Consider the following 14179-nt stretch of genomic DNA (forward strand, 5'->3'; position numbering starts at 1 on the left):
GCTTCAGGCCTCCACCTTCGACTCGACGGGATCCTTCAGGTCCTTACGGTGGCCGAGCTTCTCGAGCCAGCCGACCAGGACCTCGTGGACCGCATCGGAGCCTACGGGAGGCTCGTTCAGGACCCAGCGGCACGGGTGCACCAGGACCGCGTCGGTCTGCCAGCCGCCGATCCCGCCGTGGCAGCCGACCAGTTCCTCGAACGCGGCCACCTCCTGGGTGTAGTCGTCGAGCCGGCTGACCACCACGAGGTCGCCGTTGTGCGGCATCTCGGCCTGCCGGAGCAGCGACGCCGCCGCGAGTTCGCCGTACGGCGGCAGCGGGTCCTCGCCTTCGACATGGCCGGTCCGCAGCACGTGCACCCCGGCCCGGCCGATCGCGACCGGTCCCTCGGCGAGCGAGTCGACGACGACGAACCCGATCCCCGGATGGGTCGCGAGGCCTGGGATCAGCTTCGGATGCAGCAGCTCGATCTCCTCCAGCGGCACCCGGCCGGGGGTGGTCGCGAGGTAGATCAGGGCCAGGTTGCCGGACGCGGTGACGACCATCTGCTCGTCCGCGGCGACCGGCGGCTCGCAGTCCGCCGGGCCGAGCTCGACCTCGCCGGTCTTCACGTGCAGCGCCTTCCGGGTGACCGATCCGGCGACGCTGCGGCGCATGCTCAGCTCGGTGAGGAACGCGTTCACCGGCCCCCAACCCTCGGACTTGCCGACCGCCTGGACCGGCTCCTTGGTGGTGTCGACCAGATCGTCGACGACCTCGGCGAGGGTCCGCCCGTACCGCTGCAGGAAGGTCGAGCCCTGGCTCTGCCCGTGATCGGACAGCACGACGATCTCGTACGAGTGCGGCAGGATGTCGATGATCCGCTGCAGCGCGCCGAGCACCCGGTCGAGCCCTTCGAGGGTCTGCAGTGACTCCGGCCGGGTCGGTCCGGCGTGGTGCGCGACCTCGTCGTAGTCGACGAAGTCGCAGTAGATCACCGGCGTGCCCTTCACCAGCTCGTCGGTGATCAGCGAGACGTTCAGGTCGCGGAGCAGGACGTTGGTGATCGCGCGCAGGAAGATGTACGCGCCGCCGCGTTTCACCCGCGGCACGAGGTGCCGGACCCGCTGCCGGCGGGCCTGGTGCAGTTCCTTGATCATCTCCGCGACGCACAGGATCAAGCCGCGGGCGGCACCCTGCGGGCTGGAGAAGAACCGGACGTACCCGCGGCTGCGGCTGTTCGGCAGGGCGGCCCGGCTGAACACCAGCTCGCAGCGGTCCGCATCACCTGACCAGTTGTTGCTGATGCTGACGCCGCCGTCGGCGAGCAGACCGCGACCGGTGGACATCCGGTCCTCGATCTCCGCCGCGTCCCGGCCGCGGTTGGTGACCATCACCCGGCCGGTCTCCTTCTCGTACCACCGGAAGGCCGGGATGTGCCGCGAACCGCCGTGCAGGATCCCGGCCTGGCTCGCCGGTGTCGTCGCCGGGACGCCGGTGTGCCAGGAGAGCATCGAGTGGTTGCCGTCCCGGATCCAGCCGCCGAGGTTCGGGAGGTTGCCGGCCAGGACCATCCAGTTCAGCAGCGGCGCGGACAGGCCGTCGATCTGGATGATCAGCATGCCGGTCTTAGGTGCGGGCTCGATCCGCCGGGCGCGACGGTGCACGACCCGCATCACCTCCGCGACGTACGCGTCGTCACTGCCGGCGTACGCGACCCAGCCGACGAAGGCGCTCACCGAGGACATCACGATCGCGACCAGTAGCGGCGCCTCGACGCCGCCGTGCAGGTCCACGCCCGGGTCGACGGTGATGCCGAGGTACACGACCGCGAACTGTGACAGCAGGCCGCCGACCAGGACGCCGATCGAGCCGATCAGCACCGCGATCCCGGCCAGCACCCAGCGCATCAGCACCGAGAACACCGCGAGCAGGACGACCAGCCGGAAGATCGGTAGCCGGCCGTCACTGCTGATCTGCGGCAGCAGCCAGAACGTGACGACGAGTGAGATCAGCGAGGCGAGGCCGCCGTACAGCATCGCCTGCAGACCGCGTCCGGTGCGGCGCAGATCCAGCCACACCGGACGCCGTCGCCGGTCTCCGGACACCTGTTCTGGTGGTTTTGCCATCGCCTGCTTCGTGCTCCCCGTTCCGTCCTGCTGTGCAGTACGAGAGTACGGGGTCCCGCAGACGGCTTTACTGCAGTTCGAGGTAGTCGACCTCCGTGTACAGGTCACCCTTGGTCAGCCGGATCGTGTTCCAGCCCGCGTTCAGCGTGACCTGTACGGAACTCTCGTGCCAGTTGTCCCAGCCGGTGACCGGGTAACTGACCGATCCGGCGTTGTTGCCGTTGACAACGAGGCCGTGACTCGCGGTGGACGCCGAACCGTTGGCGTACCCGACGTGCAGCGTGTAGCCGCCCGCGACCGGCGCGAACACCGTGTTCTCCACCCACGAGTCGGCGTAGTCGATGTAGGCGACCACCTTCCCGTCCGACGCGCCGGCGGCGTTCGCGCGCACCGAGCAGTGGTTCAGCGTGCCGCGTTCCCCCTCGTACCGGACGCGGCTGCCGCGTACCACCGGGTAGTCGTTCGCCCACCCGACGTCGGCGACGTACAGGTGCCGGGCCCCGTTCACCCAGCCGTGCACGAACACCTTGTCGCCGACGAAGTCCGCGCCGCCAGGACCGCACAGGTGGTTGTCGAACGTCGCGGTCGTCATCAACGGCCGGTACGCCGTCGTCCAGGGCCCACTGAGGCTCTTCGAGGTCGCGTACGACGTCAGGTAGTTGCAGTCGTTGTAGCCGCCGCCGGAGAAGAACAGCACGTACTGGCTCCCCCGCTGGACCAGATCCGGGGCTTCGATCACGCCGCTCGAGGTGAGCATCGCCGTGTTGCCGCCTACGAGGGTTCGGCCGTTGTCCGCGGTCCGGGTCAGCCAGAGCGTCGACGGCTTGCTGATCGCGTTGCCGTCGTTCTTCCAGACCAGGTAGCGGGTGCCGTCGTTCGCGACGAACGTGTTCGGGTCGATCGCGCCGCCCTGGTCGAGCGGGCAGATCAACGGCGCCGTACCGACCGGCTGGAACGGGCCGAGCGGTGAGGTGGCGGTGGCGACGCCGATGCATTGCCGGCCGGACGCCTTGTGCCACGCGGTGTAGGTGAGGGTGTAGGTGCCGTCGGGGTTCGGGTAGACGTCCGGCGCCCACGTGCGGCCGGGCTGGGCCCAGGCGCTGGACGGGCCGCCGGGCATCGCGTCGCCGCGGATCGTCCACGGGCCGTTCGCACTCGGGGCAGTCGCGACCGGGACGGTGCCGCGGCCGTTGTTGGTCGAGTACGCGTACCAGGTGCCGTTCTGCTGGAAGACGTCCGGATCGGGGAAGTCCTCGCCGATGATCTCGCTCGGGAACACGGCCGCGGTGGTCGCGGCGTGCACCGGAACCGAGAGGAACGTGGTCAAGCTCAGGGCTGCGACAAGGGCAGCCAGAAATCTGGTTCGCAATCGGGGCATGGCGACTCCTCAGGTGGGGGCGGATACCTGTACGACGAACTTTTCCATCGATTCACCTGAAACGCGATAGCTCAATCACTGGACCCTGGCGAACGCGCGGTGGAGACTCCCGCTAGTTGGTTTCCGCCTGGATCGAGGGAGTGGCTCGTGAGTGGTTTACCAAGAGTGTCGGGGCGCGGAATGGTCGCCGCGGTCGCCGCGGTCGCGGCCGTCGCCGGAGGCTTCGTCGGGCAGTCCGCCGCCGCGCCGACCGCAGTACAAGCGACGGCGCTGCAACAACGGCTCGACGGCCTGTTGAACGACAGCCGGTACGACGGTTCGCAGGTCGCGCTCGTGGTTCGCGACGCGACCACCGGCGAGACGCTGTACGACCGGAACGGTGCCGAGCGATTGCTGCCCGCGTCGAACACCAAGCTGTTCACCTCGACCGCGGCGATGCACGTCCTCGGTCCGGCGTACCGCTTCCACACCGATGTGCTCGCCACCGCACCCGTCCGCGGTGGGATGCTGCGCGGTGATCTCTACCTGAAGGGGTACGGCGACCCGACCGCGCTCGAATCGGATTACGTTGGCCTGGCCAAGCAACTCAAGGCCGCCGGAGTACGCCGGGTCGACGGCAACCTGATCGCCGACGACACGTACTTCGACCACGTCCGCCTCGGCGACACCTGGTCCTGGGACGACGAACCGTTCTACTACAGCGCCCAGATCTCGGCCCTCACGCTCGCGCCGAACACCGACTACGACTCCGGTACGGCGATCGTCGAGACCCGCCCCGGTGCCGCCGCCGGCGCCCCCGCGAAGCTGAACCTGGTGCCGGCGAACGACACGGTCAAGCTCGTCAACACCGCAACCACCGGTGCGACCGGCTCGTCCAACACGCTGAACGTCGAGCGCGACCACGGCACGAATGTCGTCCGGGTCAGCGGCTCGATCCCGCTCGGCGCGTCGGTCGACCAGGAGTGGTCGACCGTCTGGGAGCCCGAGCTGTACGCCGCCGACGTGTTCCGCCGGGCGCTGGCTGCCCAGGGCATCGCGGTCACCGGCCAGATCAAGAACGCGGGCACCCCGAGCGGCGCGACGCGGATGGCCCGGGACGAGTCGATGACCGTCGGCGAACTCCTGACGCCGTTCCTGAAGCTGTCGAACAACATGCACGCCGAGACGCTCGTCAAGGCGATGGGCGCGGTCGCCGAGGCCGACGGCAGCTGGTCGGCCGGGCTCGACGTGGTGACGAACTACGCGAAGTCCCTCGGTGTCGACACCAGCCGGATCCGGCTCTCCGACGGCTCCGGTCTCTCGCGCAAGGTCAACGTCACCGCGGACTCGATCACCGACGTACTGATCGGTGCGCAGAAGGAGACGTGGTGGAAGCAGTGGTACGACGCGCTGCCGATCGCCGGTAACCCGGAACGGTTCGTCGGCGGCACCCTGCGCAGCCGGATGGCGAACACGCCGGCCGCCAACAACCTGCACGGCAAGACCGGCTCGCTCACCGGCGTCACCTCGCTGTCCGGCTACGTGACGAACAAGGACGGCCGGAAGCTGGTGTTCTCGATGATCAGCAACAACTACCTGAGCAGCCCGCGCTCGATCGAGGACGCGGTCGGCGTCACCCTCGCCTCCTGGTCCGACCAGGCACCGCCAGCCGCAGCGTCTACTTTCAAGACCGCCCAGACCGCGTGTGAGTCGGAGTGGGACAAGGCCTGCTAATCGCTTGGACAGGTACGGCGGTCGTTCTTCACCATGTGGGGATGACCGCCGTACTGCCATCGTCGTACACCGTCCGTCCGCCGTCGAAGGAGGACGCGCAGGCTGTCCTCGACCTGGTGTCCGCGTACAACACGCCGGTGATCGGCTTCGCGGACTACACCCTCGAGGACGCCGAGGACGAGCTCTCCGAGCCGGGTTTCGAGCCCGCGACCGACGGGTGGCTGGTGTCCGACGGCGACCGGCTGGTCGGGTTCGGGTCGGTCTTCGGCAAGGGCGACCGCAGCAACCTCGACCTGGAGATCGTCACCGCTGACCCCGTTGTCGAGCGCTGGCTGCTCGACCGGGTCCTGGAGCGCGCGAGCGAGTTTGCCCGCGAGTACGGGCACGCCTCGGTCCAGGTCGACGTGGTCGCGTACCAGGCAGACGCCGTACGGCGGGAACGCCTTGCGGAGTGGGGATTCCGGTGCGGGACGGTGTTCCACCGGATGCGGATCGACCACGACGGCCCGGTCGCCGCGCCGGAGGTTCCGGCCGGAGTGACGGTACGTCGGGGCGCGCCGGACGAGGCGAGCCGGCGGGCCGGGCACGACGTACTGAATGCTTCGTTCGACGGGCAGTTCGGGTTCAGCCCGCGGCCGTATGAGGAGTGGCACGCTTCGCAGGAGAACTTCTCCGCGTTCGACTGGTCGCAGCTGACCTTGCTCGAAGTGGACGGCGAGGTCGTCGCGATGCGGTCATGCTCGGACCAGTTCGTCGAGGACGAGAACTGCGGGTACGTCGGCCGGCTCGGCGTACTCGAGAAGGCTCGGGGGCGCGGGCTGGCGAAGTTCCTGCTGCGAGACCAGTTCGCGCTGGACGCGGCGGCCGGGCGGTCCGGGACGATCCTGCATGTCGACACCAACAACCCGACTCCGGCGCTCGGCGTGTACCTGTCGGTCGGCATGGAGGCGGTCCTCGTGATGGAGGTCTGGCGGCGCGAGGTGACGGCCGCATGAGCCTGCCCGCCGGCCACACCGCGCGGGCGATGACGCCGGCGGACGCGGCACTGATCGCGGAGCGGTCCGCGGTCTACACCTCGGCGCTGCTCGGCTTCGCGAAGCACAGCCCGGAGGACGTCGCGAACTACCTGCGGGACCCCGGCACCGACCTGGCGACTGACGGATGGGTGGTGCTCGGCCCGTCCGGCGAGTTCGCCGGCTCGGCGACCGCGGTCCCGATCACCGGCGGCACGCACGTGATCGTCGACATCCTGAGCTCCGATGAGGCGATCCTCGACTGGCTGCTGGACCAGGCCGAACGGCGTGCCCAGCTCGTAGGCCGCCGTGAAGTCGTGGTGAAGGTCGGCGTGATCAGCCAGGACGAACTCCTGCCGAAGGTGCTCGCTCCGCGCGGGTACACCGTCGGTACGTCGGTGCAGCGGATGCGCATCGCCTTCGACGGCCCGGTCCCGGTGCCTGACGTGCCCGAGGGTGTCGTCGTACGACGTGGGGCTCCCGACGAGACGAGTCGGCGGGCCGCGCACGCCGTACTCATGGAGGCGTTCGCAGAGCAGCCCGGGACGTTGCCACGACCGTTCGAGGAGTGGGCGGCGTCGCGCGAGAGCCGGTCGACGTTCGACTGGTCGCAGGTGACGATCGCCGAGCTCGACGGGCAGGCGGTCGGCATGACCGAGTGCAACGACAACTTCGTCAGCACCACCAACTGCGGGTACGTCGGGCGACTCGCCGTCGTACCGTCCGCTCGGGGACGCGGGCTGGCCAAGTTCCTCCTGCGGGACGCGTTCGCGGTCGACGCCGCGGCCGGCCGCAGCGGGACGATCCTGCACGTCGACACCAGCAACCCCACGCCCGCCGTCGCCCTCTACACCGGCGTCGGCATGCGCCCGGACCTGATCAGCGACATCTGGACCCGCACGATCACCGCCTAAGGATTGCCCCGCGTTGAGGATTGCCTTCGAGAGATCTGAGAGATTACTCTCGAAACATGTCTCTCAGAAATCCGTACGGCGATTTCGAGATCACCGACCCGCAAGCCATGCGGGCGCTGGCTCACCCGGTTCGGCTCGCCGCGCTCAGCTACCTGCAGAAGAACGGCCCCGCCACGGCGACCCAGCTGTCCGAGCACGTCGGCGCCTCGCCATCGGTGACCAGCTGGCACCTGCGACACCTGGCGAGCTTCGGCCTCGTCACGGACGGGCCGCCCCCGAGCGGCTCGGACCGGCGGCAGCGCTGGTGGCACGCGGCCGCCCGCGGGTTCCGGTACGAGATGCCGGACACTCCCGACGGCGCCGAGGCCGGACGGCTGCTGCGCACCGAGATGATGAACCAGGCCCTCGAAGCGGCCCAGCAGTGGCTGGTCGACACCGAACCCAACCTCTCCCCCGAGTGGAGCCGGCTGGCTGGTTCGGCGAACACCCTGCTGGTCGTCACACCCGCCGAGGCCGAGGCCATCGAGTCCGCGATCGAGGAACTGCTGGCGCCGTACGTGCAACGCCGGGACAGCGGCGAGACGCCGGACGACGCGCGCCCGCTCCGGCACCTCCGGATCTCTTTGCCTGAAGCAACGGACGGCCAGTGAGCACCACGACCGCCACCAGCCTGTGGCGCGACCGCAGGTTCCGGACGTTCTGGTCCGCGCAGGGTGTCTCCGAATTCGGCGACCGGATCACCGAGCTCGCGCTGCCGCTGATCGCGGTCACGCTGCTCGACGCCTCTCCCAGCCAGGTCGGCTTCCTGACCGCGGCGGTTTGGCTGCCGAACCTCGCCTCGCTGTTCATCGGCGCGTGGGTCGACCACCGCCGCGACAAGCGCCCGCTGATGATCGCCGCCGACCTGGCCCGGACCGTCCTGCTGCTCACCCTGCCGGTCGCCTACTGGCTCGACCTGCTGTCCCTCGGCCAGCTCTACGCGGTCGCGATCCTGGCCGGTACGGCGCATGTCGTCTTCAACACCGCCTACGCGTCGTTCTTCGTCCGGCTGGTCGATCGCGACCAGTTCCTCGAGGCGAACAGCAAGTTGTCCGCGACGCGCTCGATCTCGTTCATGGGTGGGCCCGCGGTCGGCGGTCTGCTGGTGCAGTGGCTGAGCGCGCCGATCGCGTTCGTCGTGGATGCGCTGACGTTCGTGTTCTCGGCAGTGCAGATCAGCCGGCTGAAGATCGAACCGGGCGCTTCGGAGGAGTCGGGTGAGCCGCTTCTCCGGCGAGCCGCTGCCGGCATGCGGTACGTGTTGAAGCACCCGTACCTGAGTCGCAGTCTGGCGTGCGCGACGACGGTCAACTTCTTCAACCTGATGAGCATCGCGCTGCTCGTACTGTTCGCGAGCCGCAACCTGGGGCTGTCGGCGGGGACCATCGGTCTGGCGTTCGGCGTCGGGGCGACCGGCGGACTGCTGGGGGCCGTCACCGCGTCGCCGCTCAGCCGCCGGTTCGGTGCCGGTCCGGTGATCGCGATGGGTGCCGTCGTCTTCCCCGGTGCGATCGCGATCGCCGCACTCGCCGGTGGGCCGACCTGGCTCAAGGCCGTCGCGGTGGCGGCGTCGGAGTTCATCGGGGCGTTCGCGGTGATGTGTTTCGACGTACCGCTGAACTCATTGCAGGCTGCGGTCATCCACGACCACATGCGGAGCCGGGTGGCAGGGGCCTTCAGCAGCATCAACTACGGGATCAGGCCGCTCGGCGCGGTCGCCGGAGGGTTCCTCGGCACCTGGATCGGTGTCCGGGAAACGCTCCTGGTGTCCGCGGCCGGCGGCCTGTTGTCCGTACTGTGGTTGGTTGGCTCCCCCATCATCCGCACCCGTTCACTGGACGGTCTGGAGCCACCCGTGCAGCCTGAACCCTGAGGATCCATGAAGATCGCCGACATCGAACTGATCCGCGCCGACCTCCCCCTCGACCCGCCGTTCGACGCGGCCTGGGACCCGGTACCACGGACCAGTTTCGCCGCGACCGTGGTGAAGGTCAGCACCGACGAAGGGATCGTCGGCTACGGGTCCGGCGACACAATGGACGGGTTCGAGCCGTACTCCGGGCTGTTCCTCGGCGAGGACCCGCTCCGGATCAGCCGGCACGTCCGTTCGCTGGAGACCATCTCGTTCCACGCCGGCCGGTACTGGCCGCTCGAGGTGGCGTTGTGGGACATCATCGGCAAGGCGCTGAACACCCCGGTGGCGACGTTGTTCGGCGGCAGTGAGTCGGCGGTCCCGGCGTACGCGTCGACCGGTCGGCCGCTCGGTCGCGAGGAGCGGGTGCAGAGCATCCTGGCGCTGCGGGAGCGCGGGTTCCGGGCGGCGAAGATCCGGGTCTCCCCCGGTGATCTGGAGAACGGGATCGGCACCGTGCTCGCGGTCCGGGAGGCGGTCGGACCGGACTTCCAGCTGATGGTCGACCTGAACCAGTCCTGGCGGATGGCCGGCGACATCCGGCGCGCGATGGATCCGCCCCAGGCCCGGCGGGTCGCGGAGCAGCTCGCCGAGGCGGACATCTTCTGGCTCGAGGAACCGCTGCCACTCGACGACCTTCCCGGACTGCGGTCGCTGCGCGAGCAGACCGGCGTACGGGTGTCCGGAGGTGAGATGGTGCGGACGTTCGAGGAGCTGCTCGACCTCGTGGAGCAGGACGCGCTCGACGTCTACCAACCCGACGTGGTGCTCGCCGCCGGCATGCACCGCGTGCGCACGATCGCCGAGGTGGTACGCCGGAAGAACCGGCTCTTCACGCCACACACCTGGTCCAACGGGATCGGGTTGCTGGCCAACCTGCACGTGACCGCGGGCGTCGGCGGCGGGCCGTACCTGGAGTACCCGATCGATCCGCCGACGTGGACCGAACAGCGGCGTGACTTCATGCTCGCCGAACCGGTGCTGGTCGGACCCGACGGGTTGTTGCGCGTGCCCGATGCCCCGGGGCTCGGGTTCGAGATCGACGAGGAACGGCTCCGCGGACTGGCCGCATAACGCGAACGAGGTACTCCGAGAGTTTCCTCGGAGTACCTCGTGTTCCGGTCGTCCTCAGTCGTCGATCAGGTCCTCGACGACATCGACCTTCGCGACGGTCTTGCGGAGCGGGACCTCCTTGATGAGCACCACCGCGATCAAGCTGACCACCGCACAAGCGGCCGCGATCAGGAAGACCCGACCGGTCGCGTCGCCGTACGCCTGCCGGACCAGCTCGGCGAGCTGCGGCGGCAGGTTCTTCACGTCCAGCAGGCTGGTGCCGCCGGAGCCACCTTCCTGCAGCTTCCGCGCCGCCTCGGCGCCGTTCGGACCGGCCAGCAGGCCGGCGACGATCAGGTCCTTCACCCGAGCGGCGAGCACCGCACCCAGCGCCGAGACGCCGACCGCACCACCCAGGCTGCGGAAGAACGCGACGGTCGCGGACGAAGCGCCGATCTGCGTGACATCGACGGTGTTCTGTACGGCGAGGACCAGGTTCTGCATCGTCATACCCATGCCGAGACCCATCGCCAGCATGCCGAGCCCGACGAACCAGTACGGCGTGTTGTGGTCGATCGTGCCGAGCAGCAGCAGGCCCGCGAGGAGCAGGATGCCGCCGGCGACGAGGTACCGCTTCCACTTCCCGTACCGGGTGATCATCTGACCCGAACCCGCCGAGCCGACGAACGACCCGAGCATCATCGGGATGGTCAGCAGACCGGCCTCGGTCGGGCTGTAGCCACGGGCGATCTGGAAGTACTGACCGAGGAACAGCGCGCTGCCGAACATCGCGACACCGACCGCGAGGCTGGCGATGATTGCCAGTGCGGTGGTGCGCTCGCGGACGACCTTCAGCGGGACCAGCGGCTCCGCGACCCGGCTCTCCACCAGGACGGCGAAGAAGCCGACCACCAGGGTGCCGCCGACGAACAGCGCCGACTGCCACGACATCCACGCGAAGTCGCTACCGGCGAAGGACACCCACAGCAGCGGCAGGCTGGCCGCGATGCTGATCAGGACGGCGCCGAGGTAGTCGATCTTGACCTTGCGCTTGATGACCGGAAGCCGCAGGTACTTCTGCAGGATCACCAGGCTGACCACGGCCAGCGGGACACAGACGTAGAAACACCAGCGCCAGCCGAGCCACGAGGTGTCGACGATGACGCCACCGATCAGCGGGCCGCTGACGGTCGCGACCGCCATCACGGCACCCATGTAACCGGAGTACCGGCCCCGCGACCGGGGTGGGATCGCGGCGCCGATGATGGCCTGGGCGAGCGCCATCAGACCGCCCATCGCAAGGCCCTGCAGCACGCGGGCGCCGAGCAGGAACGGCACGTTGTGGGACAGACCGGCCAGCGCCGACCCGATCACGAAGACCGTGATCGCCACCTGGACCAGCAGCTTCTTGCTGACCAGGTCCGACAGCTTGCCCCAGATCGGGGTGGACACCGTCGTCGCCAGCAGGCTCGCGGTGAGGACCCACGTGTACTGCGTCTGGGAGCCTTCGAGGTCGGCGATGATCGTCGGCAGGGCGTTGCTGACGATCGTCGAGCTCAGCATCGCCGTGAACAGCGCGGCGAGCAGTCCGATCAGGATCTCGAGGATCTCGCGGTGGGTGAGTTCCGGCGCAGCGGGCCCTGAGTTGGGCGCCGACTGCTGCCGGGTCTCGGTGACAGTCATTACTCTCCAGTCTTGGACGTTTGCCTCACGGCCTGGTTCGCCTCGGTGATCGCGCGCGCGACGCGCTGCAGGGTCTGCCCCGCAGCGATCAGCGCCTCGTCGTCGAGGTCCTCCAGGGAGTTACGAAGTTGCTGGGTGTAGGACGAATACATCGCCTGCAGCCGGGACCGGCCCTGCGGCGCCAGGCTGACCAGCCCGACCCGCGCGTCGGCCGGATCCGGCCGACGGCTCACCAGACCGTCGGCCTCCAGCGTGGTCAGTTGGCGGCTCACCACCGACGGATCGACACCGAGCTTCGCCGCGATCTCCCCGCCACGCTGCTCGCCGTCCTTCGCCAGCACCTTGAGCACACTCGCATCGGACCGCCGCAGTCCCACATCAGGCATCAGATTCCGGTGCTCGATACACCGCACGGCCCGAATCAGCGAACTGACCCCTTCGATCAACTCATGAGCCGCCGGATCCCGCTCTACCCCCGGGACGAGGGGTTGCTGAGCTAGTTGCATAACCCAACTATATACCCGACTAGTTGGTTTCCACAACCATATGCACACCCTGTGGAAACCCCACTACCCCCAGTACTCCCAGTACTCCCACCCGCTCCCCGGGGCTGGAGACACCCAACGGAGGGTGCGGACAGGCAATAACAGGTCCCCGGACACCAGTTCCTGTCTCAGGTCACCACAAGCGGCCAGCACACGCGCCGTACCGGACCTCGGACGACGGAGGTACGCCGTACTTCCGCTCGCACCTCCAGCTCAAGCGGCGGTGTCGGGACTGGAGACACCCAACGGTGTGTGAGGACAGGCAATAACAGGTCCCCAGCCACCAGAGCCTGTCTCCAGTCACCACAAGCGGTCGGCACAGACGCCCGTACCCCAGCTCGGGTGACGGGGGTCGCGCCGTACCTCAGCTCGCGCGGCGGTCCCTGGACTGGAGACACCCAATGGTGGGCGAAGACAGGCAATAACAGGTCCCCAGACACCAGTTCCTGTCTCAGGTCACCACGAGCGGCCGGCACACGCGCCGTACCGGGGCTCGGGTGACGGAGGTACCGGTTCCTGGCTCGGGGCGCCGGGGGTGGCTGGGGTGGGAACTAGCCGAGGTCGGTGTTTAGGCGGGTTAGGAGGCGGGAGAGGTCGGCCAGGTCGGTGGGGGTCCAGCGGTCGAGGATGGCGCGGAACTCGGTTTGGCGTTGGGTGCGCATGGCTTCGTAGCGTTCGGCGCCGGTGGTGGTGAGGCGGAGGAGGCGGGCGCGGCCGTCGTCGGGGTCGCCGACGCGTTCGATCAGGCCGAGGTTCTCCAGTTGGGTGATGCCGCGGCTGACCGTCGACTTGTCGAGGCCGAGGACGTGCGCGACGTCCGAGGCACGAACGCCGGCGCCACTACCGGTACCGCTGCCGGTGCCAGTGCCGCTGCCGGCGCTGGTGCCCAGCTCGATCTGGGAGATCAGGGCGTAGCCGGCTGCGTCCATGTCGGGGTGCACGCGGCGGGCCAGCCGGAGTGACGCCGAGCGGGAGCGGCGGAACAGGGCGGACAGCTCCTGCTCGACCGCGGCGACGAGTTCCTCGGAGCGTTCGACGTGCGCGGGCGTGCTCATCGGACCACGATCCCGGCGTCCCGGAGCGCCTTCTTCACGTCGGCGATGCGGAAGTCGCCGAAGTGGAACACGCTGGCCGCGAGTACGGCGTCCGCGCCCGCCTGCACCGCGGGCGGGAAGTGCTCGGGCGCGCCCGCTCCCCCACTGGCGATCAGCGGTACGTCGACCACCGCCCGCACCGCCTTGATCAACTCCAGGTCGAACCCTTGCTTGGTCCCGTCGGCGTCCATCGAGTTCAGCAGGATCTCGCCCGCGCCCAGCTCGCAGCCGCGCTGGGCCCATGCGATCGCGTCCAGCCCGGCCGACTTCCGGCCGCCGTGGGTAGTGACCTCGAACCCGCTCGGCTGCTCCGCGGACCGCCGTACGTCGAGGGACAACACCAGCACCTGGTTGCCGAACCGGTGGGCGATCTCCTTGATCACGTCGGGACGCGCGATCGCGCCGGTGTTGATCCCGATCTTGTCCGCACCCGCGCGCAGCAGCCGGTCCACGTCGCTCGCCTCCCGCACACCGCCGCCGACGGTCAGCGGGATGAACACCTGCTCGGCGGTCCGCCGGACCACGTCGTACGTCGTCTCGCGGGATCCCGACGACGCGGTGATGTCGAGGAAGGTGAGCTCGTCCGCGCCCTCGCCGTCGTACACCTTCGCCATCTCGACCGGATCGCCCGCGTCGCGCAGGTCGGTGAAGTTGACGCCCTTGACCACGCGGCCGGCGTCGACGTCCAGACAGGGAATGACTCGTACGGCAAGGCTCACGCCGCCA

At 68.9% G+C, this 14179-nt stretch carries 12 protein-coding genes; 6 read left to right on the top strand and 6 right to left on the bottom strand.

Annotated features, from left to right (window positions below; genetic code table 11):
* Positions 1–3: 3 nt before the first annotated feature.
* Positions 4–2109: an alkaline phosphatase family protein gene (locus AC0662_RS11140; protein ID WP_452194092.1), complete on the bottom strand. Its 2106-nt coding sequence runs from the start codon at positions 2107–2109 to the stop codon at positions 4–6.
* Positions 2110–2176: 67 nt separating this feature from the next.
* Complete coding sequence (locus AC0662_RS11145) at positions 2177–3487, bottom strand: family 43 glycosylhydrolase (RefSeq protein ID WP_478300004.1); 1311 nt, start codon at positions 3485–3487, stop codon at positions 2177–2179.
* A gap of 147 nt (positions 3488–3634) precedes the next feature.
* On the opposite strand from AC0662_RS11145, the gene dacB reads away from it, so the two are divergent.
* The 6 genes from dacB to AC0662_RS11175 are packed head-to-tail and all read left to right on the top strand — an operon-like array spanning position 3635 to position 10152.
* Complete coding sequence (dacB, locus tag AC0662_RS11150) at positions 3635–5200, top strand: D-alanyl-D-alanine carboxypeptidase/D-alanyl-D-alanine endopeptidase (protein WP_478300006.1); 1566 nt, start codon at positions 3635–3637, stop codon at positions 5198–5200.
* Positions 5201–5241: 41 nt separating this feature from the next.
* On the top strand, positions 5242–6195 hold the full coding sequence (locus AC0662_RS11155) for a GNAT family N-acetyltransferase (RefSeq protein ID WP_478300009.1): 954 nt from the start codon (positions 5242–5244) through the stop codon (positions 6193–6195).
* Positions 6192–7127, top strand: coding sequence for a GNAT family N-acetyltransferase (locus tag AC0662_RS11160; protein ID WP_478300011.1), 936 nt, complete (start codon positions 6192–6194; stop codon positions 7125–7127). Before AC0662_RS11155 ends, AC0662_RS11160 begins: the two co-directional genes overlap by 4 nt.
* A 56-nt stretch (positions 7128–7183) precedes the next feature.
* A complete protein-coding gene (locus tag AC0662_RS11165) occupies positions 7184–7777 on the top strand; it encodes an ArsR family transcriptional regulator (RefSeq protein ID WP_478300013.1) in 594 nt (197 codons plus the stop codon).
* The gene (locus tag AC0662_RS11170) at positions 7774–9039 is read left to right on the top strand and encodes an MFS transporter (protein ID WP_478300015.1); all 1266 of its coding nucleotides are present in this window, start codon (positions 7774–7776) and stop codon (positions 9037–9039) included. The genes AC0662_RS11165 and AC0662_RS11170 overlap by 4 nt, the downstream gene beginning before the upstream one ends.
* 6 nt (positions 9040–9045) lie before the next feature.
* A complete protein-coding gene (locus AC0662_RS11175; protein WP_478300017.1) occupies positions 9046–10152 on the top strand; it encodes a mandelate racemase/muconate lactonizing enzyme family protein in 1107 nt (368 codons plus the stop codon).
* A gap of 54 nt (positions 10153–10206) precedes the next feature.
* Here AC0662_RS11175 and AC0662_RS11180 read toward each other — a convergent pair whose 3' ends face one another.
* The 4 genes from AC0662_RS11180 to hisF form a co-directional block, all read right to left on the bottom strand.
* Positions 10207–11814, bottom strand: a complete 1608-nt coding sequence (locus AC0662_RS11180; protein ID WP_478300019.1) for an MDR family MFS transporter — start codon at positions 11812–11814, stop codon at positions 10207–10209.
* Complete coding sequence (locus AC0662_RS11185; RefSeq protein ID WP_452194109.1) at positions 11814–12200, bottom strand: MarR family winged helix-turn-helix transcriptional regulator; 387 nt, start codon at positions 12198–12200, stop codon at positions 11814–11816. The genes AC0662_RS11180 and AC0662_RS11185 overlap by 1 nt, the downstream gene beginning before the upstream one ends.
* A 710-nt stretch (positions 12201–12910) precedes the next feature.
* Positions 12911–13414, bottom strand: a complete 504-nt coding sequence (locus AC0662_RS11190) for a MarR family winged helix-turn-helix transcriptional regulator (protein ID WP_478300022.1) — start codon at positions 13412–13414, stop codon at positions 12911–12913.
* Positions 13411–14172, bottom strand: a complete 762-nt coding sequence (gene hisF, locus AC0662_RS11195; protein WP_452194113.1) for an imidazole glycerol phosphate synthase subunit HisF — start codon at positions 14170–14172, stop codon at positions 13411–13413. The genes AC0662_RS11190 and hisF overlap by 4 nt, the downstream gene beginning before the upstream one ends.
* Between the last annotated feature and the right edge of the window lie 7 nt (positions 14173–14179).

This window comes from Kribbella sp. NPDC043289 (assembly GCF_056436705.1).